Annotated in this window: 24 protein-coding genes and 1 tRNA gene; 14 read left to right on the top strand and 11 right to left on the bottom strand. The window is 71.7% G+C overall.

Annotation, left to right across the window (positions count from 1 at the left end; all coding sequences use genetic code 11):
• Window positions 1-81: 81 nt before the first annotated feature.
• Genes efeB through efeU form a run of 3 tightly spaced genes read right to left on the bottom strand, consistent with a single transcriptional unit; the run spans window position 82 to window position 3,387 of the window.
• Window positions 82-1,332, bottom strand: coding sequence for an iron uptake transporter deferrochelatase/peroxidase subunit (gene efeB, locus Sru01_RS32535; protein WP_203993921.1), 1,251 nt, complete (start codon window positions 1,330-1,332; stop codon window positions 82-84).
• Between the two features lie 37 nt (window positions 1,333-1,369).
• Complete coding sequence (efeO, locus tag Sru01_RS32530; RefSeq protein ID WP_203993918.1) at window positions 1,370-2,506, bottom strand: iron uptake system protein EfeO; 1,137 nt, start codon at window positions 2,504-2,506, stop codon at window positions 1,370-1,372.
• A 32-nt stretch (window positions 2,507-2,538) separates the two neighbouring features.
• Window positions 2,539-3,387, bottom strand: coding sequence for an iron uptake transporter permease EfeU (efeU, locus tag Sru01_RS32525; RefSeq protein ID WP_203993915.1), 849 nt, complete (start codon window positions 3,385-3,387; stop codon window positions 2,539-2,541).
• A gap of 250 nt (window positions 3,388-3,637) precedes the next feature.
• On the opposite strand from efeU, the gene tmk reads away from it, so the two are divergent.
• The 5 genes from tmk to Sru01_RS32500 all read left to right on the top strand — a co-directional run bounded on the left by tmk (window position 3,638) and on the right by Sru01_RS32500 (window position 9,069).
• Window positions 3,638-5,698: a dTMP kinase gene (gene tmk / locus Sru01_RS32520; protein ID WP_203993912.1), complete on the top strand. Its 2,061-nt coding sequence runs from the start codon at window positions 3,638-3,640 to the stop codon at window positions 5,696-5,698.
• Window positions 5,699-5,707: 9 nt separating this feature from the next.
• Window positions 5,708-6,892 carry a DNA polymerase III subunit delta' gene (locus Sru01_RS32515; protein ID WP_203993909.1) on the top strand — a complete coding sequence of 395 codons (1,185 nt, stop codon included), beginning with the start codon at window positions 5,708-5,710 and terminating at the stop codon, window positions 6,890-6,892.
• 43 nt (window positions 6,893-6,935) lie between these two features.
• Window positions 6,936-7,472, top strand: a complete 537-nt coding sequence (locus tag Sru01_RS32510) for a SigE family RNA polymerase sigma factor (protein ID WP_239137937.1) — start codon at window positions 6,936-6,938, stop codon at window positions 7,470-7,472.
• Window positions 7,469-8,095, top strand: coding sequence for a permease-like cell division protein FtsX (locus tag Sru01_RS32505; protein ID WP_203993906.1), 627 nt, complete (start codon window positions 7,469-7,471; stop codon window positions 8,093-8,095). Before Sru01_RS32510 ends, Sru01_RS32505 begins: the two co-directional genes overlap by 4 nt.
• Before the next feature lie 104 nt (window positions 8,096-8,199).
• Window positions 8,200-9,069 (top strand): PSP1 domain-containing protein, encoded by an 870-nt coding sequence (locus Sru01_RS32500; protein ID WP_203993927.1) that lies wholly within the window; start codon window positions 8,200-8,202, stop codon window positions 9,067-9,069.
• Window positions 9,070-9,147: 78 nt separating this feature from the next.
• Here Sru01_RS32500 and Sru01_RS32495 read toward each other — a convergent pair whose 3' ends face one another.
• Window positions 9,148-10,926, bottom strand: coding sequence for a family 43 glycosylhydrolase (locus Sru01_RS32495; protein WP_239137936.1), 1,779 nt, complete (start codon window positions 10,924-10,926; stop codon window positions 9,148-9,150).
• 571 nt (window positions 10,927-11,497) lie between these two features.
• Between Sru01_RS32495 and Sru01_RS32490 the strand changes: the two genes are divergently transcribed.
• Window positions 11,498-13,066: an alpha/beta hydrolase gene (locus Sru01_RS32490; protein ID WP_203993903.1), complete on the top strand. Its 1,569-nt coding sequence runs from the start codon at window positions 11,498-11,500 to the stop codon at window positions 13,064-13,066.
• Here Sru01_RS32490 and Sru01_RS32485 read toward each other — a convergent pair.
• On the bottom strand, window positions 13,059-13,616 hold the full coding sequence (locus Sru01_RS32485; protein WP_203993900.1) for a GNAT family N-acetyltransferase: 558 nt from the start codon (window positions 13,614-13,616) through the stop codon (window positions 13,059-13,061). The two genes, Sru01_RS32490 and Sru01_RS32485, sit on opposite strands and share 8 nt — an antisense overlap.
• Window positions 13,617-13,836: 220 nt before the next feature.
• Between Sru01_RS32485 and Sru01_RS32480 the strand changes: the two genes are divergently transcribed.
• Window positions 13,837-13,913, top strand: a tRNA-Thr gene (locus Sru01_RS32480).
• A gap of 188 nt (window positions 13,914-14,101) precedes the next feature.
• Here Sru01_RS32480 and Sru01_RS32475 read toward each other — a convergent pair.
• Both Sru01_RS32475 and Sru01_RS32470 read right to left on the bottom strand, forming a co-directional pair.
• Window positions 14,102-15,373 carry a BtrH N-terminal domain-containing protein gene (locus Sru01_RS32475; protein ID WP_203993897.1) on the bottom strand — a complete coding sequence of 424 codons (1,272 nt, stop codon included), beginning with the start codon at window positions 15,371-15,373 and terminating at the stop codon, window positions 14,102-14,104.
• A gap of 236 nt (window positions 15,374-15,609) precedes the next feature.
• Window positions 15,610-15,855: a GntR family transcriptional regulator gene (locus Sru01_RS32470; RefSeq protein WP_239137935.1), complete on the bottom strand. Its 246-nt coding sequence runs from the start codon at window positions 15,853-15,855 to the stop codon at window positions 15,610-15,612.
• 566 nt (window positions 15,856-16,421) lie between these two features.
• Between Sru01_RS32470 and Sru01_RS32465 the strand changes: the two genes are divergently transcribed.
• From Sru01_RS32465 to Sru01_RS32450, 4 genes are all read left to right on the top strand, one after another.
• Window positions 16,422-16,688, top strand: a complete 267-nt coding sequence (locus Sru01_RS32465; RefSeq protein ID WP_203993892.1) for a hypothetical protein — start codon at window positions 16,422-16,424, stop codon at window positions 16,686-16,688.
• Window positions 16,685-17,053: a hypothetical protein gene (locus Sru01_RS32460; protein WP_203993889.1), complete on the top strand. Its 369-nt coding sequence runs from the start codon at window positions 16,685-16,687 to the stop codon at window positions 17,051-17,053. The genes Sru01_RS32465 and Sru01_RS32460 overlap by 4 nt, the downstream gene beginning before the upstream one ends.
• Window positions 17,053-17,346: a hypothetical protein gene (locus Sru01_RS32455; RefSeq protein ID WP_203993886.1), complete on the top strand. Its 294-nt coding sequence runs from the start codon at window positions 17,053-17,055 to the stop codon at window positions 17,344-17,346. Before Sru01_RS32460 ends, Sru01_RS32455 begins: the two co-directional genes overlap by 1 nt.
• A gap of 295 nt (window positions 17,347-17,641) precedes the next feature.
• The gene (locus Sru01_RS32450) at window positions 17,642-18,154 is read left to right on the top strand and encodes a DUF6416 domain-containing protein (protein ID WP_203993883.1); all 513 of its coding nucleotides are present in this window, start codon (window positions 17,642-17,644) and stop codon (window positions 18,152-18,154) included.
• A 17-nt stretch (window positions 18,155-18,171) separates the two neighbouring features.
• On the opposite strand, the gene Sru01_RS32445 is transcribed toward Sru01_RS32450, so the two are convergent.
• On the bottom strand, window positions 18,172-18,720 hold the full coding sequence (locus Sru01_RS32445) for a GNAT family N-acetyltransferase (RefSeq protein ID WP_203993880.1): 549 nt from the start codon (window positions 18,718-18,720) through the stop codon (window positions 18,172-18,174).
• Window positions 18,721-19,007: 287 nt separating this feature from the next.
• On the opposite strand from Sru01_RS32445, the gene Sru01_RS32440 reads away from it, so the two are divergent.
• Together Sru01_RS32440 and Sru01_RS32435 are read left to right on the top strand one after the other, a co-directional pair.
• Complete coding sequence (locus tag Sru01_RS32440; RefSeq protein WP_203993877.1) at window positions 19,008-19,460, top strand: DUF3592 domain-containing protein; 453 nt, start codon at window positions 19,008-19,010, stop codon at window positions 19,458-19,460.
• 28 nt (window positions 19,461-19,488) lie between these two features.
• Window positions 19,489-20,022, top strand: coding sequence for a GNAT family N-acetyltransferase (locus tag Sru01_RS32435; RefSeq protein WP_203993875.1), 534 nt, complete (start codon window positions 19,489-19,491; stop codon window positions 20,020-20,022).
• A 130-nt stretch (window positions 20,023-20,152) separates the two neighbouring features.
• On the opposite strand, the gene Sru01_RS32430 is transcribed toward Sru01_RS32435, so the two are convergent.
• The 3 genes from Sru01_RS32430 to Sru01_RS32420 all read right to left on the bottom strand — a co-directional run bounded on the left by Sru01_RS32430 (window position 20,153) and on the right by Sru01_RS32420 (window position 23,839).
• A complete protein-coding gene (locus tag Sru01_RS32430) occupies window positions 20,153-21,469 on the bottom strand; it encodes an FtsX-like permease family protein (RefSeq protein ID WP_203993873.1) in 1,317 nt (438 codons plus the stop codon).
• Entirely contained in the window at window positions 21,466-22,191 is a 726-nt protein-coding gene (locus tag Sru01_RS32425; protein ID WP_203993871.1) for an ABC transporter ATP-binding protein, read from the bottom strand. Before Sru01_RS32425 ends, Sru01_RS32430 begins: the two co-directional genes overlap by 4 nt.
• A gap of 451 nt (window positions 22,192-22,642) precedes the next feature.
• Window positions 22,643-23,839 (bottom strand): MFS transporter, encoded by a 1,197-nt coding sequence (locus Sru01_RS32420; protein ID WP_239137934.1) that lies wholly within the window; start codon window positions 23,837-23,839, stop codon window positions 22,643-22,645.
• Window positions 23,840-23,917: 78 nt separating this feature from the next.
• On the opposite strand from Sru01_RS32420, the gene Sru01_RS32415 reads away from it, so the two are divergent.
• Window positions 23,918-24,367 carry a MarR family winged helix-turn-helix transcriptional regulator gene (locus Sru01_RS32415; RefSeq protein ID WP_239137933.1) on the top strand — a complete coding sequence of 150 codons (450 nt, stop codon included), beginning with the start codon at window positions 23,918-23,920 and terminating at the stop codon, window positions 24,365-24,367.
• Window positions 24,368-24,478: the final 111 nt, after the last annotated feature.

The following is a 24,478-nucleotide window of genomic DNA, read 5'->3' as shown; positions in this document are numbered from 1 at the left end:
CCGCCGTCCGGCGAGCACCGGGGGCCCGGCGGGTGACCTGACGCTGTTCCGGCGGCCGGGCGGGCCGCCGTCCGGCGGGTGTCAGGTGAACAGGGTGCGGCCCCAGTAGTCGCCGGCGTCCCGCAGCCCGGGCGGGCAGGCGAACAGCCCGCTGGAGATGTGCTTGATGTACTCGTTCAGCGAGTCCGACCGGGCGAGCATCCGCTGGATGGGGACGAACTGCTTGCGCGGGTCGCGCTGGTAGGCGATGAAGAACAGGCCGGCGTCCAGCCGGCCGAGGCCGTCGGATCCGTCCACGTAGTTGTAGCCGCGGCGCAGCAGCCGGGCGCCGCCGTGCGTGCTGGGGTGGGCCAGCCGCACGTGCGCGTCGTCGGCGATGACCGGGGTGCCGCCGGCGCCCCGGGCGGCGAAGTCCGGCTCGTCGAACTCCTTGTGGCCGCCGAGCGGCGCGCCCTCGCCCTTGTTGCGGCCGAAGATCTGTTCCTGTTCCGACAGCGGGGCGCGGTCCCAGGTCTCGATGTTCATCCGGATCTTGCGGGTGACCAGGTAGCTGCCACCGGCCATCCAGGCGGCACCGTCGGACGGCGCCACCCACAGCTGGTCGCGCAGCATGGCGGCGTCCTCGAGCTTGAGGTTGTTGGTGCCGTCCTTGAAGCCCATCAGGTTTCGCGGGGTGGCCTGGGCCCGGGAGGTCGAGGAGGTGCGGCCGAAGCCGAGCTGGGACCAGCGCACCGAGACCTTGCCGAAGCCGATCCGGGCCAGGTTGCGGATCGCGTGCACGGCCACCTGCGGGTCGTGCGCGCAGGCCTGGACGCAGATGTCGCCGCCGGAGATCTCCGGCCGCAGGTCGTCGCCGGGGAACTTGGGCAGGTCGGCGAGCGCGGCCGGCCGGCGTGACTTCAGGCCGAACCGGTCGTCGAACAGGGACGGGCCGAAACCGATGGTGAGGGTCAGGCCGGAGGCGGGCAGGCCGAGCGCCTCGCCGGTGTCGTCCGGCGGGGCCTCCGGCGATCCGCCGAGGGCGCCGAACGTGCCGGCGTCCTTGCCCTGGGTCATCCGCGCCGCGGCCGCGGTCCACTCCTGGAGCATGTCGATCAGCTCGGCGCGCTCCTTGGTCACCACGTCGAAGCTGACGAAGTGCAGGCGGTCCTGGGCGGGGGTGACGATGCCGGCCTGGTGCTCGCCGTAGAACGGGACGGGGGCGGCGGTGGCGTCCGCGGCGGCGGGAGCCGTGCCCTCGGTCAGCGTCTGGGTGGCCAGCGCGCCCGCGCCGACGGCGGCCACGCCGGCCGCGCCGAGCCCGAAGAGCCGGCGGCGGTTGATCTGCGTCATTTCCCCTCCTCGGCGCGGCGGATCACGGACGTGGCGGTCACCTGGCCACCACCGCGGCGACCTTGCTGATCGGCTCGGCCAGCGCGTTGATCGTGTCGGACAGCTTCTTCAGGTCGTCCTTGGACAGCTCGGTGTGCAGCTTCCAGCCCTCGCCGTCCCGGTGGGCCTCCAGCGCGGCCTCGGCGGCGGCGAACTTCTGGTCCAGCGTCTTGACCAGGTCGGGGGCCCGCTCGGTGAGCGCGGGCCGCAGCGCGGAGATGGCGGCCTTGGACCCCTGGAGGTTGGCGGCGAAGTCCCACAGGTCGGTGTGGGAGTAGCGGTCCTCCTCGCCGGTGATCTTGCCGGTGGCGACCTCGTCCAGCAGTTCCTTGGCGCCGTTGGCCATCTTGAGCGGCTGGAGCTTCTCCGCGTTCGCCTTCTCGACGATCTTCTTGACGTCGGCCATCAGCCGGTCGGCCAGCGGGCCGTCCTTGCTGATGTCCTTGGCGACCCACAGGTCCTTCTCGATCTTGTGGAAGCCGGTCCACTCGGCGCCCGGCTCCAGGGAGTCCTCCCGGGCGTCGATGGCCGGGTCCAGGTCGCCGAAGGTCTCCGCGACCGGCTCGATGCGCTCCCAGTACGTGCGCGCGACCGGGTACAGCCGCTTGGACTTCTCGATGTCGCCGGCCTTGACCGCGTCGACGAACTCCTGGGTCTTCTCCAGCAGCGCGTCGGTCTGGCTCTTCACGTACCGCTGGTAGTCCGCGGCCGCCTGCGCGAGCTTGGCGTCCCGGGAGAGCGCCGGGCTGTCGCCGGTGACGGTCAGCGGGTTGCGCACGCCCTTGCCCACCATGCCGGGCTTGCACGCGGCCTCGTACGTCCCGGCGGGCAGCTCGATCATGACCTCCCGGGTGAGGCCGGGGACGATGTTCTCCACCTCGCCCATGACCCGGTCGCCGGCCGCGTAGACGTAGAACTCGGTGACCTTGGTGCCGCCGTTGGTGACCTCGAACGTCGACGCGCCGGCGGGCAGCGAGGCCGCCGACACCTTGCACTCGGTGTCCGTCGCCGCGACGGTGATCTTCCCGTCCCCGCCGGACCGCGCGGAGGTGTCCCCGCCGCCGGGCTCCGCGGAGCAGGCGGCCAGCCCGGCGAGCGCCAGCGCGCCGGCGGTGAGGGCCAGGGAGGTACGCATGATTCTCCAGTTCACGATCGGAAGGACGGCGGTCAGGAGGCCGGCGCGGCGGCGGCGGACGGCGTGCGCGTGGCGCCCGGGCCCTTGCGCGAGGGCAGAAGGAACAGCACCAGCACCGGCACCAGGTACGCCACCCAGGCGATCATCTCCAGGACCGTCGGCTGCGGGGTGAAGTTGAACATGCCGCCCAGCAGGCTGGTGTACCAGGCGTCCGGCGGCAGGGCGCCGGTGAGGTCGAACGCGGGACCGGCCAGCACGTCGACCACGCCGGCCTCGATCATGTCGTGCACCCCGTACTTGAAGATGCCCGCCGCGACGAGGATCAGCAGCAGGCCGGTCCAGGTGAAGAACCTGGTGAGGTTGACGCGCAGCGCGCCGGCGTACAGCACCCAGCCGAGCGCTACCGCGGTGGCCAGGCCGAGCAGGATGCCGGTGAGCGGGGCGGCGCTGGCGGTGGCGCCCTGGGCGGCGGCGAAGAACAGCAGGGCCGTCTCCAGGCCCTCGCGGACGACGGCGAGGAAGGCGACGAGCACGACGGCGCCGGCGCCGAGGCCGACCGCCTCGCCGAGCTTGGCGCGCAGGTCGCCGGAGAGCCGGCGGGCCGCGCCGCGCATCCAGAAGATCATGAAGGTGACGAAGACCGTGGCGGCCAGCGAGGTGAGGCCGTCGAACAGCTCTTGCTGCCGGGAGTCCAGGTTGGCCGCGGTGAAGGTGAGCAGCGCGCCGAACCCGACGGAGATCGCCACGGCGGCGGCGACACCGCCCCAGACGAGCGGCAGCCGGTCGCGGCGCTCGCTCTTGACCAGGAAGGCGACGAGGATGGAGACGACGAGCGTCGCCTCCAGGCCCTCGCGCAGGCCGATCAGATAGCTGGCGAACACGTGGGACTCCCTGGGGACGGTTGCTTAGCCTTACCTAAATTAGGACAGGTTAACCTTAGCGTTGGCAAGAGGCGGCGGGCACGCAGGGGTGGCCGGAGGGGGACGTCCCGGCTACCCGTGCGTAACCATCCGCGCATGTTGCCTGCGGCGGGCACCGCCGGGTAATACGCTCGGCGGCGGAGCAGGCGGGCGTTCGGCCGCCGGCATCCACCCCTCCCTGCCAGAGCGAGCCCCTGGATACGCTGACATCATGACGACCTCCGGCCGGCCGGCCTCGCGTCGCAAATCCGCCCACGTGCTGGCCAATCCCCAGTTCCGCCGGCTGTGGACGGCGATGGGCGTCTGCAGCCTGGGCGACTGGCTGAACATCATCGCCGTCACCGCCTTCGCCGCCTTCCTGACCCGCCAATCGGGGTACCAGGCGCAGAGCCTGGCGATCGGCGGTGTCTTCGTGGCCAAGCTGCTGCCGGCCATCCTGCTGGCCCCGCTGGCCGGGGTGTTCGCCGACCGGTTCGACCGGCGGCTCACCATGTTCACCGCCGACCTGCTGCGCTGGGCGCTGGTGCTGTCCATCCCGCTGGTCGGGAGCTACCAGTGGATCATCATCGCCACGCTGCTCGTCGAGTGCGTCAACCTCTTCTGGGTGCCCGCGAAGGACGCCACCGTCCCCAACCTGGTGCCCAGGGAGCGGCTGGAGGAGGCCAACCAGCTCGGCCTGCTGGTCACCTACGGCACCGCGCCGGTCGCCGCCGGGCTGTTCGCCCTGCTGTCGGTGGTGGTCGACTTCCTCGGCCGGACCGCCTCCGGCCTCACCTGGGAGCCCGCCCGGCTGGCCCTGGTCGTCAACGCCGTCGCCTACCTGGTGTCCGCCTTCCTGATCTTCACCATGCGCGGCTTCCCCCGCGGCCACGCCGGCACGGTCGCCGTCCCGTCGGTGCTGCGGCAGGTGGTGGACGGCTGGCGCTACATCGGCGGCCGGCGGGTGGTCCGCGGCCTGGTCATCGGCATGCTCGGCGCGTTCGCGGCCGGCGGCGCGGTCATCGGCGTCGCCAAGCTGTACGTGGTCACGCTCGGCGGCGGCGACGCCGCGTACGGCACCGTCTTCGCCGCCGTGTTCGCCGGCATGGCCGGCGGCATCGTGCTCGGCCCGCGCCTGCTGCGCCAGCTCTCCCGGCGGCGGCTGTTCGGCCTGGCGATCGTCGCGGCCGGCGTGGTGCTGGCCGCCAGCGCGCTGATCCAGAACCTGGCCATCGTCGTCATGCTGGTGGTCGTGCTGGGCGCCTGCGCCGGCACCGCCTGGATCATCGGGTACACCCTCATCGGGCTGGAGGTCGAGGACGCGATCCGCGGCCGCACCTTCTCCTTCCTGCAGGCCATGGCGCGTGTCACCCTGCTGCTCGTCGTCGCCGCCGCGCCCGCGCTGGCCGGCCTGTTCGGGCGGCACTCGCTGTCGCTCGGCGGCGGCCTGCAGTACGCGTTCGACGGCCCGAGCGTGGTCATGCTGGCCGGCGCCCTGGTCGCCGTGGTGGTCGGGGTGCTCGCGCTGCGCCACATGGACGACCGGCGCGAGGTGCCGCTGCGCTCCGACGTGCTGGCGGCGCTGCGCGGCGAGCGGTACGTCCCGGAGGCCACCGAGCACGCGCATGGCATGTTCATCGCCTTCGAGGGCGGCGAGGGGTCCGGCAAGACCACCCAGTCCCGGCTGGTCGCGATCTGGCTGCGCGACCAGGGCTTCGACGTCGTGCAGACCCGGGAGCCGGGCGCCACCAAGGTCGGCATGCGGCTGCGCGCCATCCTGCTGGACGCGGTGCACCAGGGGCTGTCCGCCCGCGCCGAGGCGCTGCTGTACGCGGCCGACCGCGCCGAGCACGTGGAGAAGGTCATCCGGCCCGCGCTGGAGCGGGGCGCGGTCGTGGTCTGCGACCGGTACATCGACTCCTCGCTGGCCTACCAGGGCGCGGGTCGCGAGATCGACTCCCGCGACGTCGCCACCGTGAACGCCTGGGCCACCGGCGCGCTCGTCCCCGACCTCACCGTGCTGATCGACGTGCCGCCGGCGACCGGGCTGGCCCGGCTCGCCTCGCCGGCCGACCGCATCGAGTCCGAGCCGCTGGAGTTCCACGAGCGGGTGCGCCGGGAGTTCCGGGCGCTGGCCGCCGCCGAGCCCGAGCGTTACCTGGTGGTGGACGGCCTGGCCGGGCAGCAGGAGATCTCCCGGGCCATCCAGGACCGGATCCGGGAGATCCTCCCCGACCCGGTCCCGCAGGAGACCGAGGCCATCACCGGCACCATGCCCGCCATCCGCGACTAACCTGGCCGGGTGACAGTCTTCGACGACCTGGTCGGCCAGGAGCGCGCCGCGGTCGTGCTGCGGCAGGCCGCGGCGGCCGGCGCCGAGGCCTTGGCCGGCGGGCGCGGCGCGGGCATGACGCACGCCTGGCTGTTCACCGGCCCGCCCGGGTCCGGGCGCACCGAGGCCGCGCGGGCGTTCGCCGCCGCGCTGCTCTGCCCCGACCAGGGGTGCGGCCACTGCGACCAGTGCCACCAGGTGGCCGTCGGGTCACATCCGGACGTGGAGACCGTCCGCCCGCAGGGGCTGTCCTACAGCGTCAAGCAGACCCGCGAGCTGGTGCTGCGCGCCGCCGGGGCGCCGACCCTCGGCCGGTGGCGGGTGATCCTCTTCGAGGACGCCGACCGGGCCACCGAGGCCGCCGCCAACGCCCTGCTCAAGGCGATCGAGGAGCCGCCGCCGCGCACGGTGTGGCTGCTGTGCTCGCCGGCGCCGGACGACATGATGGTGACCATCCGGTCCCGGTGCCGGGTCGTCACCCTGGCCACCCCCTCGACGGCGGCCGTCGCCCACATGCTGGTCACCCGGGAGAACGTCCCGCCGGACGTCGCCGAGTCCGCCGCCCGGGCCACCCAGGGCGACGCGTCCAGGGCCCGCCGGCTGGCCCTGGACGAGGAGGCCCGCCGCCGGCGCGCGGCCGTGCTGGCGCTGCCCCGCGGCCTGACCGGCGTCGGCGCGTGCGTCGAGGCGGCCGAGCGCCTGGTCAAGACCTCCGCCGAGGACGCCGAGGAGGCCACCGCCCGGCTGAACGAGGTCGAGACCGCCGAGCTGCGCAAGGTCTACGGCGAGGGCTCCACCGGCAAGGGGCTGAACAAGGGGCTGGTTCGCGGCGGCGCCGGCGCGATGAAGGAGCTGGAGGACCGGCAGAAGTCCCGGGCCACCCGCGTGCGGCGCGACTCGCTGGACGCGGCGTTGCTCGACCTGGTGGCGTTCTATCGGGACGTGCTGGCCGTGCAGTTCGGCGCCGCGGTCGAGCTGTCCACCGGCGACCATCGGGCCGATCTGGAGGCGCTGGCCCGGTCCGGCACCCCGGAGGACACCCTGCGGCGGATCGACGTGATCATGGAGTGCCGGGAGCGGCTGGCCGCCAACGTCAACCCGCAGATCGCCGTCGAGGCGATGACGATCGCGCTGTGGCGACCCGGCATTTCCTGACATATCCGGAGCAGCATCCGGCGCCCGGCCGCGTCTCTGTGACGTGAACACCGAACTCGACACCGAGCCGCCGGCCACGCCGGCGCCGTCCCGGGACCCCGTCGACCTCGCCGCGCTGTTCGCCGACCACCACCTCGGCCTGGTCCGGCTGGCGTTCCTGCTGCTCGGCGACCGGGCCGGCGCCGAGGACGTGGTCCAGGAGGCCTTCGAACGCACGCACGCCCGGCGGCTGCGCATCCGCGAGCCGGACCGCGCCCTCGCCTACGTCCGGTCCTGCGTGCTCAACGGCTGCCGGTCGACGCTGCGCCGCCGCGCCGTCTCGCTGCGCCGCCCGGTGCCCTACGAACCGCCGGTCTGGTCCGCCGAGAGCGCGGCCATCCTCGGCGAGGAACGGCGCGAGGTGCTGCTCGCGCTGGACGGCCTGCCGGCGCGCCAGCGCGAGGCCCTGGTGCTGCGCTACTACTTCGGCCTGACCGACCCGGAGATCGCCGACGCGATGGGCGTCGGCGGCAGCACCGCCCGATCGACCATCACCCGTGGGCTCACCGCCCTCGCCCGGAAGCTGGGAGGCGACCGATGAACGACGAGCGCGTCACCGAGGACCGGCTGCGCGACGCCCTGCGCGCGGCGGCCGGCACCATGGACGTCCACACCGTGCGGCCGCTGACCGCCCCACGCCGCCGCCGGCCGTCCCGGACGCCCATGCTGGCGGCGGCGGCCGTCACGCTGATCGCGCTGACCGGAGTGGTGGGATACGACCGGTTGACCGCGGTCCGGACACCGGTGGAACCCGCCGCTGCGGCGCCGTCCGCCGCGCCCGGAACCATCTGGGCGGGGACGTCGAAACGGACCGCGATCATTGTCTTCCTGTGCAAGCGGAATGACGCCTTCGAGGCCTGCCAGGGGCGTGCCGCGATCACCGCCGCGGAGAAGAAGCACATCGAGCGAACGCTGAGGAAGCTTCCCGGCGTGCGGGAGCTGCGCTTCGAGAGCCAGGAGACCGCCTACGGCAGATTCCTAGAGGCTTACGGCGACGACAATGCCTTCGCTAGGACGATCAAGATAACGGATCTGCCGGAGTCGCTCCGGCTGAAGATCGCCGTAGGTGCCGACCGGCGGGCGATCCTGGACGCCGCCCGGGTTCTGCCGGGAGTGTCCAACGTTGTCGATGAAACCGACCTGCCGGCCCGGACCGGAGGCTGACCCGCGTACTGGGCGTTTCTCGCACACAACCGGTATGAGCGTAATGTGGCGGGAAGCGCGTCGCGGTGCCGGTACCGGCGAGGAGGCGGAGGCGTCCCATGGGGATGATGATGGCCGTGAGCTTCACCCGTTACGGCAGGCTCTACTACCTCGATCCCGGTGAACACCGCCCCAAGGTCGGTGACAAGGTGCTCGTCCCCACCGACGCCGGCCCGGAGGTCGCCGAGTGTGTCTGGGCGCCGCAGTGGGTCAGCGAGGAGGTGGACGGCCTGCCGGTCTGCGCCGGCCTGGCCGGCGAGGAGCACCTCGGGCGGGACGAGGCCAACCGCCGCCGTCGGGCCGAGGCCCGCAGCGTCGCCAAGCGGCTGATCAAGCGGCACGAGCTGCCCATGAAGATCGTCGGCATCGACCACCTGGACGCCGACAACGTCTACACCGTCTACTTCTCGGCACCGCACCGGGTCGACTTCCGGGCGCTGGTCCGCGACCTGGCCCGCAACCTGCGCGCCCGGGTGGAGCTGCGCCAGATCGGCCCGCGCGACGAGGCCCGGCTGCAGGGCGGCATCGGGCCGTGTGGCCGCGACCTGTGCTGCGCGACCTTCCTGAAGGATTTCGAGCCGGTGTCCGTGCGGATGGCCAAGGACCAGGACCTGCCGGTCAACCCGCTGCGCATCGCCGGCGCCTGCGGGCGGCTGATGTGCTGCCTGAAGTACGAGCACCCGCTCTACCAGGAGTTCCGCGCGTCAGCCCCCCGGGTGGGCGCCGCGGTGAGCACTCCGGAGGGGGCGGGCACGGTGGTCGGGCACAGCGTGCCGTCCGACTCGGTGGTGGTCCGGCTGAATGACGGCGGGCGCCGCTGCTCCTGCTCGCGGGCCAGCGTGTGCTCCCCGCGCCGCCAGCACGACGCCAGGTACGGCGACGCGCGGCCGGCCGCCGACGGCGATCCGCCGGACCAGGGCGGCCCCTTCTCCTGAGGCGGGCCTGAGGCCGGACCGCCGATGTGCGATCCGGCCCCGTGGCTCACCGGTGTCCGGCCTGCCCTGTCGCGGTCCTCACGAGGCGCTGCAGGTGAGGGTGGGAGTGGACGGCGATCCACTGCCGATGAAGCCGAACGTCGTCGAGGCGGCCGGCTGGAGCGAGCCGTTGTAGGAGGCGTTGGCCACCGACACGGCCGAGCCGCTGGTGCTCAGCGTCCCGCCCCAGACCTGGGTGATGGACTGGCCGCCGCTCAGGTTCCACCGGACCGTCCAGCCGTTGATCGCGGCGCTGCCGGCCTTCACCGTGACCTCGCCCTGGAAGCCGCCGGACCACGAACCGGTGGTGTTATAGGTCGCGCTGCAGGCGCCGCCACCCGGAGTCGGAGTCGGGGTGGGCGTGGGGGTCGGTGTGGGCGTGGGAGTGGGGGTCGGGGTGGGAGTCGGCGTGGGGGTCGGGTCGCCGCTGCCGGTGAACTGCCACCAGTTGAAGTTGAACAGGGAGCCGCTGCCGCCGGTGAACCTGAAGTACAGGTCGTGGGTGCCGGTGGCGCCGCTGATCGGACAGGAGACGGTGGTCCAGGTCTGCCAGCCACCGGTGCCCGCCACGTTGCAGGTGCCCACCAGCGTTCCATTGGCGCCGTCCAGCCGGGCTTCGATCCGGCCGCCGCTGGTCGCCGAGGCCACCCGCGCGTTGAGCGTGCGCGCGCCGGAGCCGAAGGCGACGCCCTTGACCTTGATGTAGTCGCCGTTCTCGATGTGCCCGACGTTCATGCCGCCCTCGCCGGCGGCTTCGGTCTCCACGCCGGACTCCCAGGCGATCGTCTCCGCCTCCTGGCGGACGTAGGGGTCCAGGGTGCCGACCTGGGGCGCGCCGGTGGTGGTCATGCTCATGGTCGGGATGGTGCCGTCGGAGCGGTAGCTGAACTTCTCCACCGCCACCGACCGGGCGTAGCCGCCGCCGCCGGGGAGCGCGCCGTTGTGGTAGAAGAAGTAGGAATTCCCGTTGAAGTCGATGACCCCCGGGTGGTTGGTGAAGCTGCTGCCCTGGGTGGGCATGACGGTGCCGCGGTAGGTCCACGGCCCGAGCGGGCCGGGCGCGGTCGAGTAGGCGATGAACTCCGAGCAGCACTGCGCCGCGTAGACGTTGTAGTAGAGGCCGTTGCGCTTGTAGACCCAGGGGGCCTCTTCGAACAGGGTGGGGCGCTGGGCGTTCCCGGTGCGGGTGCCGAAGCCGGCCGTGGTGAGCGAGATCTTGGTGGGGCTGCCCGAGTAGGAGGTCATGTCGCTGTTGAGCCGGACGTACCAGAGATTGGGGTTGCCCCAGTACAGGTAGGCCTGGCCGTCGTCATCGATGAAGACCGTGGGGTCGATCTCGCCGTTCTCCACCAGCGGCCGCCCGATGGCGTCCCGGAACGGCCCGGTGGGGCTGTCGGAGACCGCCACCCCGATGGCCATCCGGCCGGTCGACCGGTTCTTCACCGGGACGTACCAGTAGAACTTGCCGTTGCGGTAGACGGCCTGCCCGGCCCACGCGTCGGCGCTGGCCCAGCTGAAGCTGGCGACGCTCAGTGGCGAGCCGTGGTCGGTCCAGTTGACCATGTCGGCCGACGAGTAGACCCGCCATTCCTTCATGGTGAAGTACGTCGAGCCGTCCTCGTCGTGGCCGGTGTAGAGGTAGACGCGACCGTTGTGCACCAGCGGAGCGGGGTCGGCGGTGTAGATGGTCTGCACGATCGGATTGTCGGCGCGGGCCGACGTCGCCGGGAGCAAGGCCAGCAGGCACAGCAGGGCGACGAGCCAGCCGGACCGGCGTCTGGAGCCGGCGACGACCGATGGCGGGACGGCGAATTTCACGTTACTCCCTTAGGTGAGCGCTCACATGGACACGTCGTTCGCGAGGCGGTTCACCGGCGAAGCACCGGTACGACGCCGTTGCGGGGCCGGCCGGCGCCGGCCGGGAACGTGGCCCCTCGGGCGCGTTGCCCGGGATGTGAGCGATCATGGATCGTCACGACCGCTCCCATCGCATGCTGGCGCACTTCGTCCGGTGGAGGTGGCGACGTGGGCGTTACTTGTCGCGGAGCCAATCCCATCCACGCGGGACGGTCAAGGCGCCGGTCGCCCGGTCGGACCGCGCCCTCGGCGAGGTTCCTGGTCGAGCCGGTCTTCATCCCCGGACCGTCCGTGTCCGTGCTCGGTGGAGCCTGAAACTTTCAGCCTCCTGGGCCGATAAATTTTGGCGCTCGGTGCGATGGCGGGGCATCGGGCACCGGACCGGCACCAGGCCGGATATGGCGGTACCCGGCCTGTCGGGCCGTGAAAGAACGGGCCGGTGGGGTACAACGTAAGGGCCGTGCGGCCGATCCTGTCCGCGCGCACCGGACATGGGGGACAGGTGGGCGGCGCAATGAGGCGCTATTCCCGGATGAGCCGTGCGGCCGCCGCACTGGTCGCGGCCACGCTGGTGATGACCGGGTGCTCGGCGAAGGGCGAGACGCGGCTTCCCGCCGACGGCGCCTCCCCGTCCGACCCGCCCGCCGCCACCACTCCGACCGGCGAGCCCGCCACCGCCGCCCCCTCGCCCGCACTCGCCCCCTTCTACACGCAGAAGGTCCGCTGGGCCCCCTGCAAGGACGGCTTCCAGTGCGCCAAGATCGAGGTGCCGCTGGACTACGGCGACCCGGGCGGCGAGCGAATCCAGATCGCCCTGATCAAGCTCCCGGCCACCGGCAAGCAGCGGATCGGGTCGATCGTGCTCAATCCCGGCGGCCCCGGCGGCTCCGGCATCGAATACGCCCGCGCCGCCACCTCGGTGCTGAGCCCCGGCGTGCTGTCCAGGTTCGACACCATCGGCTTCGACCCGCGCGGCGTCGGCCAGTCCACCCCGGTCCGCTGCCTCACCGGCCCGGAGCTGGACGAGTTCATCGGCCTGGACGGCACGCCCGACGACCCGGCCGAGGTGAAGCTGCTGGCCCGCGGCGCCGAGCATTTCGCCGCCGCCTGCCAGGCCAAGGCCGGCAAGCTGCTGCCGCACGTCGGCACCGCCGACGCCGCCCGCGACCTGGACGTCATCCGCGCCGTCCTCGGCGACCAGGGCCTCACCTATCTCGGCAAGTCCTACGGCACCTACCTGGGCGCGGTGTACGCCGAGCTGTTCCCCAAGAAGATCCGGGCCCTGGTGCTCGACGGTGCGATCGACCCCTCCCTCGCGCCGGTTCCGTACGTGAACGCCGCCCAGGCGCGTGGCTTCGAGACCGCGCTGCGCGCGTTCCTCGCCGACTGCTTCACCGCTAGCTCGTGCCCCTTCCCCGAGAAGAAGACCGGTCCGGCGCTGGACCGCATCTCCGAGCTGTTGCGCAGCGCCGACCGGCAGCCGCTGCGCAACAAGACCGGCGACCAGCGGAAGATCGACGAGTCGTGGACGACCCTCGGCATCGTCACCGCGCTGTACGACAAGCGGTCCTGGCCGGTGTTGCGCACCGCCCTGGCCCAGGCCTTCAAGGGCGACGGCACGACGCTGCTGCGGCTGGCCGACGTGCTGGTCGACCGCCGGCCGGACGGAAGCTACTCCAACCAGACCGAGGCCAACATGGCCGTCAACTGCGTGGACCATCCCTACCCGAACCGGACCAGTGCCTACGAGGACGCGGCCCGGAAGGCGCAGCAGGAGTCACCCCGCTTCGGGGCCTACGTCATGTGGGGCTCGCTGCCCTGCGAGTACTGGCCGGTCAAGGCCAAGGGCCCCGACAAGCCGCTCACCGCCCGCGGTGCCCCGCCCATCGTCGTCGTCGGCACCCTGCGCGACCCCGCGACGCCCTACGAGTGGGCCAAGGCCCTGGCCTCGCAGCTCTCCTCCGGCGTGCTGCTCAGCTTCGACGGCGACGGCCACACCGCCTACCGCACCGGCTCCGCCTGCGTCGACGAGGCCGTCGACCGCTACCTCATCTCCCTGATCGCCCCCCGCGACGGCACCAAGTGCCCCAAGATCACCTGACGGTGCCGGTCTGTTCCGGGAGGTTCGCGGCGTAGATCCAGTCGAGCCCGTCCTCGCCGGCCGTGTCGAGGTGCTCGCACCGGACCAGCCCGGCCCGGACGGCGACCCGCTGCGAGGCCGCGTTGCCGGGCCGCACCCGGGCGACGATCGGAAACCCGGGCAGCCGGTCGCGCACCCAGCCGACCACCGCCCCGGCCGCCTCGCTCGCGTACCCCCGGCCCCAGGCCGCCGGATCGAACCGGTAGAAGAGATTCAGGACCCGCATGCCGTCCAGGTCCATGTACTTGGTCCCGCAGAAGCCCAGCGGCGTGGCCGAGTCGTGCCGCCGGACCGTCCAGTACCCGAGCCCGTGCTCCTGCCAGTGCCGGTCCCACCGATGGAACAGCCGCACGGCGTCCTCCCGGCCGCCCAGCAGGTCGGACGGATTGTGCGCGCAGGCCCGCGGGTCGCCGTTCACGGTGAAGATCGCGTCGATGTCCTCCGCCGCCGGACGCCGCAACACCAGCCGGGCCGTCGGGATCTCCATCTTGGTCAGATCCGCGTCGCTCACGAAAGGATCGTAGAACTCCACCCGGCCGCCTGATCTCCGGCCCGTCCTGGCGAAGTATCCGATCGGCCGGCCTCGCACCTCCGCCCGCGAGGTCGCGTCCGACACGGCCCCAGGGCCCCGAACTCGGCCCGTCGGCCGCTCGACGTGCACGGCGGTCGCCGCGGCGCGAGAACCGTCCGGAACCTGTAGACTTCACTCGCCGTGAGTCCGCTCGCGGTACGCCGCCTTAGCTCAGTCGGCCAGAGCGACGCACTCGTAATGCGTAGGTCAAGGGTTCGATTCCCTTAGGCGGCTCCACCTCAGAGGCCCCTTCCGATCAAGGAAGGGGCCGTTTTGCTAACAGGCTTCAGGGGAGGTAAGGAGCGAGTTCAGACCCTCAAGGCGATGGTCACCGCCGCCTGGACCGCGGCGGCCGCACCAGCGCATCCGGCGCCTTCCATGAAAGGATGCCGGATATCACCGGTGCGCGACATGCTATTTCCCGGTCATTCCTTCGCGACCAGGCTTCGCAGTCGCGCGACCGCCGCGGTCTCCACCTCCCAGACGGCCGCGAGCCGGGGGGCGAGGGCCGCGAACAGCGCCTCCGGGTCGGCGATCGGTGGCTTGTGGTCCACGGCGGCGCGCAGCTCCCACAGTTCCGCGGCGTCGGCGGGGCTCGCGCTGCCGGCGTCGGCCATGGACTCGCGCAGGGCGGCGGTGAGTTCCCGCATGCGGGCGAACTCGGGCACGTCGGCAGGAAGCGCGGTCTCGGCGAGTTCGTGCCAGAGGGTGTGGGCGTGCCGGAAGTCCTCGGCGACGGGGGCGAGCGGCAGGCCGGTCAGGGGCGCCGCCTCGTCGAGGGCGTCGGCGAACAGGTCACGCAGGTTGCCGCCGTCCATGCCGACCGGTTCCACGCCCTCCCACAGCGACAGCAGCGCCCCGGGCAGCCCGCGGCCGTCGGCGAAGACGTTCGGCCAGCCCTTGGCGGCCCGCCGGTCGGTGAGCATGCGCGACCACTTGCGCCACGCGGGCAGTGAGAAGGAGTCGGAGGGGGCGCTCAGGTGCTCGGCGCAGTCGCGCAGGCCCGCGAGCACCGCCTCCGTGAGACGTCCGGGGCCGATCTCGGCGGGCCGCAGGACGTGCGTGATGTTCTTGTACGAGGACACCCGGGCGCGGGCGGCGTCCATGCGCTCCCGGGGGACGCGGATCGGGGCCCGCCCGCGGTCGTCCACGTAGACGTCGGTGTCGTCCCGGCGGTAGGCGATCACCGGGTGCCCGCCGTACCCGTCGAGGTGCGCGGGCAGATGCCAGTACCCCACGTGGTACCGGTCGGGCAGCACCAGGCACGGGTGCCCGGCGTCCAGCTCGGCGGTGAGGCGGGCGGCGGCGCCCTTGGCCCCGGACGTGGTGTGGACGTCGAAGCCGACACCGAGGCGGTCCAGGGTCTTGGCCGTCCAGCGGTCGGGGTACTGCCACTGGTTACGGAAGCCGATCACCATGTTGGCGGCGCCGTGGCGCTTGAACTCCCACAGGATGTACCCGGCGCCGAGGCCGCCCCCGGCGAGGAAGACCAGCGGCTCGCTGATCGCGACACCCTGGTTGGCGAGCACGCCGGTGATGGCGGCGCTGTTCGGGTGGCGGCCGCCGTGGAAGGTCCAGTTTCCGTCGGCGCGCCGCTCGGGACGGCCGGCGACGTGGCGCAGCGCGGTGGTGTAGCTCTCGCCCGTCTTGGCCATGCGTGCCCTGATACGGGCCTTGAGTTGCTTCTTTCCGGTCATGGTGACTCCGCTCGCGGCCGTCGCCGACCCAGCCCACGCCTGCCGGTCGGCTCGCCGCGACGATGGTCGGCATGCCGGTGTGCACCAGTGCTCCCGAGGCGCGTTCGTCCCCTTTGCCTCCGCGGACGGCGGGCCGCGTGGGTGCCCGCTGAAGGAGGTTCGGCGTGGGAGCCGCCGACGCGAAGTTTAGGACGGACCCGGCCTCATGACAAGAAACCGCAAACTGACGCAAGCCATCACTCTGAGGTTTCGCGGGGCGTGACGAACGTGCCGAGGCCGCGGACCGTGTAGGCCACTCCATCGGCCGTCAGCTGCACGAGTACCTTCCTGGCGGTCCCGCGGGCGACGTCGAACTCCCGCACCAACTCGTGCTCGCTGGGGATCGCCGTGTCCGGCGGGTAGGTGCCGTCAGCGATCCGCTTCTTGATCACCTCGGCGATTTGCTTCCACTTCGGTTGGTTGACGGCCCATTCGATCCCCACAGCGTGACCGTAGATGAATGTCGGTAACCACAGATACCCATAGATCATCAGTGGTGAACCATGGTGAAGCATGGGGAAGTGGCGTAGCGTGAGTGCCCCGACACGAGGCGGGGCCCGCAGGCGCTGACACGCCGTACGGACCCCTTGATCAGGAGTGAGGTCCTGACCACTATGGGGAAGCCTAATGCTGTCCACAGACGGCCCGCGAGGCGCGTGAGACACTATGCCGACGCTCCGCCGATGCCGCTCGGATGCCGCTGGTGCGGCCACCCGCCCTACGCCCACGACGCCGCCAGCCTCCCTCACAGCCCTCACCATGCCTACGAACCGCCGACCCGTGCCCAGGCCGACGCCCGGATGCGCGCCCGCCGCCGCCTCGGCCTGAACCGCTTCCCCGCGCCGACCCGGCCGGCCCGCGTGCACCAGCCCGTGCTCGGCCCGGCACACCCCGCTCGCCCGACCCGCTCGGCGCGCCCGGCCGTCGCATACCCGGGCGGCCGTGGCCGCCCGGCCGGCACGGCACCGCCAGGAGGAGGGTTCAGTTCGCGCCGGCGAGAGGCGGCCGCATGAAGCCCCGCAGGCCCGGCCGGCACCGAGACGGTGTACCCCCTACTGAGACGTCGCCGCGGCGCTGCTGGGACGACGACCAGCGCACCGCCGCCGCCCAACTCGACAGCGCCGAACCTGGATGGCTGGTCTTCTACGGCGTTGGCACCCGCCGCTACTACGCCTTCGCGCTGTGGCCTGCCACCCCGGCCCAGTTGGGCGCGACCACAGTCCAGGAGCTGTGGCACCTGATGCGCGAGACCGAGATGCAGGCGAGGACGGCATGACCGGCCCCGTAGACCGCCAGCGCGACCCCTATGGCATGTCACCGGCGGCGCGGATCTCCGTCGGTGGATACATGCCGAGCACCTCCTGCCCGCCGGTCCCCGACGCCGTACAGGAGCTGGTGCGCCGCCAGGTTTACGCGCTCGAGCAGATCTATCCCGCGTGGCGGTTCACTCGGCTGACGGATTCGAACGGCGTACCGTGCGGGTGGCGGGCCGAGCGGCGAGTCCCGCTGACGCACGCCCAGCGCGCTGTCGGCCTGATCCCGGCCATCGAACGCGGCGATGTGCCCGGGCTGGTCCTCGCCTTGGCCGTGCAGGACGAGATCGCCCGCCAGAGCGGCTACTCCACCGGAGGTGCTCGGTGATGCCGCCATCGACCCAGGGCAGCGCCGCCCACGGATTACACGTCGCCGAGGTCGACCCCAAGGACATCGACGAGCCCATCACCTGGCGGCCGGCTGCCAAGGCCGAAGGCCGGCGGCGGGTGGTCCGCTGGACGTGCGAGTGTCGGACCACCGTGTACTACCTGGTCTCGGCCGGCGGCCACGGATACCTCGAGCGGACCCGCCGTGGGAGCCCGGCGATGCAGACCGACCGGCTGACGCACTCGGAGGTGGCGCGGCTCTGGGAGCGCCTGCTGATGGGCCAAGCCCTGTGACGTCAGGACCTGCGGGCGGCCGAGTGCAGGCGGGTGCGGCGGATGGTGAACTCGGCGTCCCCCTCGGCGAGCAAGCGCGAGGCTTCGGCGTCCCCGTGCTCGGCGATCTGTTGGCGGATATGCCGGACGAGGTCAAAGTAGCTGTACGACTGGCAGGGGCCATCCCCGGGTGCGCGGGAGAACAGGCGGCACCCTGGGGCTCTGCTATCGGGCAATACGTCGCCAGGTCAATGGCTTGACACCCACGCCAAAAGGGTGCAACCGTTCGGTAACTCTTCGTGTTGGGAGGGAGTCGATGTCCGAGACGGTTCGTCTGCCGTTGGGGCCTGGCACTGAGCTGACGATGTCGCGCACCCGCGCAGAGCAACTCGTGATGAGCTGGAGCCGGCAATTGGGCTTATCCACCGCGCTCGTAGGGGCTGTGCTGCCTGACGACCACCCGCAGTGGGAGCGGCACACGGGCGGTGAAGGTCACCGTGACAACCCAGAGTGGAACCTGGAGTCCGACCTCACTGTTGCGGAAGCCTTCTATCGGTCGATCAAAAACCAGGCAAAGATCTTTTTCGACCTGCTCATCGACCATCCCGGTCAGCAGCTCAGTGTGGATGATATTCGCCGCATCACCGGCGGCGTTCTCTCCAGGTCACACTCCATCGCGGGTGCTCTTAGTGGATTCAGCAGGTCGCAGCAGGCATCGGGTCGCAGGTACCCCTTCTATTGGTGGGAGGGCAAGCCGACCTGTTATGCGATGAAGCCGAGCGTGGCCGAGTTGTTTCGCCAGGCACGGGACCAAGTGGAGACGGGCTGACACCCCTCGTCGGGTCGTCAGGCGTTGGCGTCGCGGAGTCCGACGGCGTCGTGACGCCAGAACGGCTCGGAGTAGACCAGCGTCCCCGTCATCCACGGCTCGTAGGCCGGAAGCCTGATCGCCTGGAAGGCGGCGTCGGGGATGCGCAGGGACGGCTTGCGGAAGCCCAGCTCGGCCCCCGGGACGAATCCGAGGCGGGAGTAGTAGCCGGGATCGCCTTCCAGGAAGACGACGGGTGTCTCACCTTCGGCGAGATTCGCGAGCCCGGCGCGGACCAATGCCGAGCCGATGCCCTGCCGCTGGTGTTCGGGCAGTACCCCCAGCGGGCTGAGCACCTGGACGCCGACCAGCCGCCGCGGGGCGTCGAGCAGGCTGGGCGTGAACATGACGTGCCCGACGACCTGTCCTGCGGCCTCGGCGACGAGCGCAAGCCCCCCACCGGAGCGGATGCCGTGGCGCAGGGTGTCGACCAGGTCGGCCACGACTCCGCCGTGATCGCCGAACGCGCGCAGATGGGCGTGGCGTACGGCGTCCGCATCATCCGGTCGCTCTTCACGGATTTCCATGCCCGGAGGTTAGACGGTCTCTCCCGCCGCGACACCTGATTTAGGCTCTCCGAACGGTGGCGGTGTACCGGAACCCTGGTCGGCCGGCGGAGCGTTATTTGATCACACGGGCATCGACGGGCTTGGGAGCGGGTGCGGTGAGCAGAGCATCTCGACGGCGGGCTCGAAGGAATCGAGCGCGTCGGGCGATGTATCACCGACCGCGGCGAACGGCGGGCGACCCGTCAGGGGCGTCCTCACTGAGGTTCTGGGACTGGATCTTCACCCTGCCGGGCAACATCGCGGTCGTGCTGGTACTGGCCGGTGCCGGGTTCCTGGTGATGTCGGTGGACGACTTCATCCATGTGCGGAGACTTCGTGGCCAGGGCATCGAGGTGACCGCGCTCGTTCACGGAGTGGATCACGGATCTCGCGGCCAGGGCACCGTGCTGGTCGGATTCACGACCCGCAAAGGTGAACAGATCACGGCGCGGATCGGTTTCCATCGCTGGTCGGGTGAGCCGTCATACGGCCAGACCAAGACCCTTATCTACGACCCCGACGACCCCCAGGGCGGCGTGATGGATCCCAAGGTGCGATTCGAGCACGTCGGTCACGTACTGGGCTGCCTCGCCGCCATTCTGTCCTTCATGGGAAGCGTTGTCGTCTGGCGGAGAACCAGGCCCCGGCGCGCAGCGGGCGACCGCAGACGACCTGGCGGTTCCGGCGACGCGGTCAGTCCAGAGCACCAGATCACATGATGGCGCGCTGGAGGGGCGGGACGATCGGATGAGAACGGGCGAGGTGGGGCGGGGGAGTGGGCCGCGCCGTCCGGGGGAGTGGGTGCTCCGGCCCGCCGAGCCGGCGGACGTCGAGCAGATCGCGGAGTTGCGGGCCGTCGTGATGCGTCCGGACCTGGAGCGGCTGGGGCGGTTCGACGAGCACCGGGTGCGGCAGCGGCTGCGGGACTCCTTCTCGCCGGAGTACACGTCGGTCATCGTGGTGGACGACGCCTTCGCCGGCTCGGTCACCCTGCGCCCGGCCGTGGACGGGTCGTGGCTGGAGCACTTCTATCTCGCGCCGGACCTCCAGGGCCGGGGTATCGGCTCGGCCGTTCTCCGGACGCTGCTGGCCCGGCTCGACGCCGCCGGCGAGTTCGTCCGGCTGAACGTCCTGCGGGACAGCGCGGCCCGGCGGCTCTACGAGCGGCTCGGGTTCACCGTGGAGGCGCAGGACCCGATCGACGTCTACCTGGTGCGCCCGCCGAACCCCGGCCGGCCGGCGTCGCCGACCGGCGGCGCTTCGACCGGCCACCGGTCGTGATGGTGGGAGTAGCGGGCGTCCGGCCATAGTGTGCGTCGCGCCGATCGCAGGACGCGTCGACCTCGAGTAGCGATCGGGGCGGCTCCGCCGCCGGAGGGCGGCCACACGGTGCCCGGCCGGTGCGGACGGATCAGTCGCCGGGCAGCAGCGGTCCGTGCCGTACCTTCCAGGTGGCGGCCAGTGCTCCGCTCAGGCCGCTCGCGACGCACACCAGCACGAGTGTCGCGTACTGCAGCGGGGAGTAGGCGAACCACGCCTCGCCGGTCGCGGCCTTACCGAGCGCGGTGAGGGACGCGGCGGCGATTCCGGTGCCGAGCAGTGCCCCGACGCTGGTCACGATCAGTGTCTCCCAGCACACCGCTCTGACGAGTTGCCTTGGCCCGGTTCCCACGGTGCGCAACAGCCGGATCTCCTCGGTCCGTTCGGCCATCGTCATGGCCGTGGCGTTGAGCACCGAGATGACGGTGTAGATCACCGCCGATCCCACCATCATCGGGGCCGCCCACGCCGACGGCCCGGTACGGGTGATGCCCGTTGCCGCGTCGCCGGTCGCCACCGCGAACAGAAAGGTGCACGCGAGCGCCACGGTCAGCATCACCGGGGAGGCCGCCGACATCGCCCGGCGCGGCTGGGTGACCAGCGAGGCCCGGACCGGCATCCCGGCACCCGGGTCGATCCAGGCCACCAGGGCTCCGAGCGCCCCGCCCATCACGCGCAGCGCGACGGGGCCGAGCGCCGACGCGCCCACGCACAGCGCCATCGTGGCCCCCAGCCCGGCCGGTACTGCGGCCACCGGCTTGACCTGGGGAACCAGCCACAGCAACACGATGCCCCCGGCCAGTGCGATGGCCCCGACGACCGCCCGGGGCCATGGCAGCAGCCGCCGCTGCGCCGCGCTCTCCCGCAGTACCTCCAGCGGGCGGACACCGATCGCCTTGCGTGCCGCCACCCGGGCCGCGGGCAGCGTCACCCCCGGTCCGGTCACCAGCGCCAGGATGAACGGCCCGGTCGTCATCTCCACCGGGACGTCTGCGGCCGCCAGCCCGGTCGTCCGCAGGAAGCCGGCCATCAGCGCGGCGTACGGCACGGCCAGTACGCAGCCCGCCGCGCTCGCCAGCACGGCCACCACCATCGCCTCCGCGGTGATGAGCCGGCTCACCTGCCGCGATGTCATGCCGACCGACCGCAGCAGCGCCCAGGTCCTGCGCTGTCGTAACACGTGCATGCTCAGGGTGCCAGCGACGACGAAGACCGCCACGAAGCCCGAAACCGCGGCCGACAGCACCAGCAGTCCCATGATGTCGCTCAGCTCATCACGGGTGTCCGCGCCGGCGACCAGCAGGCCGCTGCCGCTCACGAGCATCGCGGCCAGCAGGACCGCCGCGAATGAGGCGGCCAGGCCGAGCCGGTTGGTCCGGACGTTGTTCCAGGCGAGGGTGGATATCACCGGCGGCCGTCCAGCCGTGCGCCGATCTGCGCCGTCGACGGCCGGTCCAGGATGTCGACGATACGCCCGTCGGTCAGGAAGAGCACCTGGTCCGCCCGAACCGCCGCCTCCGGATCATGGGTGACCATCACCACCGTCTGGCCGAACTCGTCGACCGCCTCCCGCAGAAGTGCCAGTACTTGCCGTCCGGTGCCGCGGTCCAGCGCGCCGGTCGGCTCGTCGGCGAAGAGCACCTCCGGGCGGCCGAGCAGGGCGCGGGCGATCGCCACCCGCTGCTGCTGGCCGCCCGACAGTTGCGCCGGCCGATGCCGCTCCCGCCCGGCCAGCCCCACTCGCGCCAGCAACCCGCGCACGTGTGCCGGGTCGGGCCGCCGCCTGGCCAGCCGGCTGGGCAGTATCACGTTCTGCCAGGCGGTCAGCGACGGCACCAGGTTGAAGGACTGGAAGATGACACCGATCCGGTCACGGCGCAGCACCGCCAGTTCGTTCTCCGCCAGCCGGGTGATGTCCTGTCCGGCGACCCGGACCGCGCCCGAGTCCGGCCGGTCCAGCCCGGACGCGCACTGCAGCAGGGTGCTCTTCCCCGACCCGGACGGTCCCATCACGGCGGTGAAGCCGCCACGAGGGAACCCGTGGTCGACCTGCCGCAGCGCCGCCACCTCGGTGGCGCCGCTCCCGTATGTCCTGGTCACTCCCTGGAGTAGGACCGCGTGATCACTCATGATCAGCAGCGTGCCGGAGTGCGGCGACGGTGCCCATCGGGCATCTCCCTGATCGACCCCGGACCGGTCCCGGGCTCGTGCGCCTGGCCGCGGACGGTGACGTTCCGAGTTCCAGAGGCCGGCCGGTAGCGGCCGGGCGCGCGGGTTCGGCGTCGATATGGACCGGTCACCGGCCGGCCATCCGAACGGCGGCGTCGCACCCGAATCCCGGTCGGCCGGTGAAACAGCCTCGCCGCAGTACACGCCGGTCATCGTGGTCGCCGGCCTTGCCGGTTCGGTCACCCTGTGCCCGGCCGAGGACGGGTCGTGGTCGGGCACTGCCATCTCGCGCCGGGCCTCCAGGGCTGGGGGAGCGACTTGTTCCCGTCGTCCCGGATCCGCCCGGCTCTGGGGGGCCATCCTGGTCCGCTCCATCTTCGGCCCCCCGCCCTCGAGGTCGTGCGGTATCCGGTCACCGGTTCCTTCCGATGCCGGGCGCCTTGTCGCCGACCGGCGGCGTTCCGACCGGCCGCCGGTCGCGATGGTGGGAGTAGCCGGCGACCGCGAGCCCGGTCAGGGTGAGCAGCGCGCCGACCAGGTAGATGGACGAGAGCCCGAGGGAACTGTCGAGCACCCGCCCGCCCAGCCAGCCGGCGAAGGCGGCGGCGAGTTGGAACCCCGAGGCGTTGACCGCCACCGCCAGTGTCGGTGCACCGGTCGCCGCGGACAGGACCCGGGTCTGCATGCCGGGGATGACGGCGAAGGCCAGCGCGCCGACGAAGAACAGGAGCACCACGACCGCCGGTCGGGTCTCGCGGACCGCCCAGAACAGGGCCAGCGTGGCCGCGAGCGCCGACAGCAGGCCGATCAGCGAGGGCAGCGGTGCCCGGTCGGCGAGCCGGCCGCCCGCGAGGTTCCCGAATACCGCGCCGGCGCCGTACACCAGCAGCAGCCCTGGTACCGAGGCGGCCGGGAAGCCGCTGACGTCGGTGAGCAGGGGGGCGATGTAGCTGAAGACCATCACGACGCCTACGTTGCCCAGTGCGGTGAGCGCGATGGCGATCTGGACGTTTCGGTCGGCGAGCACGCGCAACTCCGAGACCACCGAACGGGCGACGGGAGCCGGCGGGGACGGGACGAACCGCAGCACGAGCAGGGCCGCCAGCATGGTGATGACGGTCACCACGGTGAAGGTGGCGCGCCAGCCGCCATGCTCACCGATGAGGGTGCCCACCGGGGTGCCGAGGATGATGCCCAGGTTCATCCCCAAGGTCACCCTGGCGACGGCGGTGGCCTGCCGGCCCGGAGGTGCCATGGACACGGTGGTCGCGATGGCGACGGCGAAGAAGGTGGCCACGATCAGCCCGGCCAGGAACCGCATGGCCAGCAGGACGCCGTAACCGGGCGCGACCGCCGAACCGAGGTTGGCCGCGATCGACACGGCGAGCAGGCCGAGGATGAGGGGCTTGCGGGCGATCCGGGCGGTCAGCACGGTGATCAATGGGCCGCCCACGATCATGCCGCCGGCGTAGGCCGTCACCAGCAGGCCGGCCGCCTCGATCGACACCGACAGGTCCGAGGCCACGTCCGGCAGGATGCCGGCTATCACGAACTCCCCCGTCGTCAGGCTGAACACGACCAGCATGAGCGAGAGGGCGGGCAGCGGCACGTGATGCTCCAATACTTCTAGTTCGTATTATACGAATTAGAATTATCACAGCTCAAACCAACGGCGCTACACTGGGGTGTGCCAACAGACTCGGAGCCGCCGGTGGACGCCCAGCCTGATCGTGAGGCACTCGATCGGGACGTGTGCAGGTTCGTCCATCGGTTCGCCCACCGGCTCGACGTGCACGTCCGGCGGGTCGCCGAGGAACTGGGCATCACCGCCTCGCAGGTGATCGCGCTGCGCGAGCTGTCCGAGCCCATCACCGCCCGGGAACTGGCCGCCCGAATGTCCTGCGAGCCGTCGAACGCCACCTTCGTGCTCGACCGGCTGGAGCGGCAGGACCTGATCAGGCGCGAGCCGCACCCGAGTGACCGCCGGGCCAAGCAGATCGTGCTCACCGCGGCCGGCCGGCGGTTCCGGGCCGCCGCGCTCGAGCGGCTGGGCGCGGAGTCGCCGCTGACCAGGCTCAGTCCGGGCCAGCAGAAGTCGTTGCGGGATCTGCTGCAGGCACTCGTCGACCTCGAATAGCGCCGCGGACGGTGGCGTTCCGAGTTCCGGGCCGGCCGGCAGTGGCGAGCGCGTTGCTTCGGAGCCGGTCAGTCTTGAGTAGCGCCGCGGACGGCGGCGTGCCGAGTTCCG

The organism is Sphaerisporangium rufum (genome assembly GCF_016863395.1).
Classification (GTDB): domain Bacteria; phylum Actinomycetota; class Actinomycetes; order Streptosporangiales; family Streptosporangiaceae; genus Sphaerisporangium; species Sphaerisporangium rufum.
The sequence above is the reverse complement of the archived record's forward strand: the minus strand, read 5'-3'. Positions and strand labels throughout refer to the sequence as shown.

Coding starts and splice junctions, on each gene's coding strand:
- efeO (WP_203993918.1), bottom strand. CDS start 2,506: ATGCGTACCTCCCTGGCCCTCACCGCCGGCGCGCTGGCGCTCGCCGGG.
- Sru01_RS32490 (WP_203993903.1), top strand. CDS start 11,498: ATGAGCCGTGCGGCCGCCGCACTGGTCGCGGCCACGCTGGTGATGACC.
- Sru01_RS32475 (WP_203993897.1), bottom strand. CDS start 15,373: ATGACCGGAAAGAAGCAACTCAAGGCCCGTATCAGGGCACGCATGGCC.
- Sru01_RS32435 (WP_203993875.1), top strand. CDS start 19,489: ATGAGAACGGGCGAGGTGGGGCGGGGGAGTGGGCCGCGCCGTCCGGGG.
- Sru01_RS32445 (WP_203993880.1), bottom strand. CDS start 18,720: ATGGAAATCCGTGAAGAGCGACCGGATGATGCGGACGCCGTACGCCAC.
- Sru01_RS32465 (WP_203993892.1), top strand. CDS start 16,422: ATGAAGCCCCGCAGGCCCGGCCGGCACCGAGACGGTGTACCCCCTACT.
- Sru01_RS32455 (WP_203993886.1), top strand. CDS start 17,053: ATGCCGCCATCGACCCAGGGCAGCGCCGCCCACGGATTACACGTCGCC.
- Sru01_RS32505 (WP_203993906.1), top strand. CDS start 7,469: ATGAACGACGAGCGCGTCACCGAGGACCGGCTGCGCGACGCCCTGCGC.
- Sru01_RS32425 (WP_203993871.1), bottom strand. CDS start 22,191: ATGAGTGATCACGCGGTCCTACTCCAGGGAGTGACCAGGACATACGGG.
- Sru01_RS32450 (WP_203993883.1), top strand. CDS start 17,642: ATGTCCGAGACGGTTCGTCTGCCGTTGGGGCCTGGCACTGAGCTGACG.
- efeB (WP_203993921.1), bottom strand. CDS start 1,332: ATGACGCAGATCAACCGCCGCCGGCTCTTCGGGCTCGGCGCGGCCGGC.
- Sru01_RS32460 (WP_203993889.1), top strand. CDS start 16,685: ATGACCGGCCCCGTAGACCGCCAGCGCGACCCCTATGGCATGTCACCG.
- tmk (WP_203993912.1), top strand. CDS start 3,638: ATGACGACCTCCGGCCGGCCGGCCTCGCGTCGCAAATCCGCCCACGTG.
- Sru01_RS32500 (WP_203993927.1), top strand. CDS start 8,200: ATGATGATGGCCGTGAGCTTCACCCGTTACGGCAGGCTCTACTACCTC.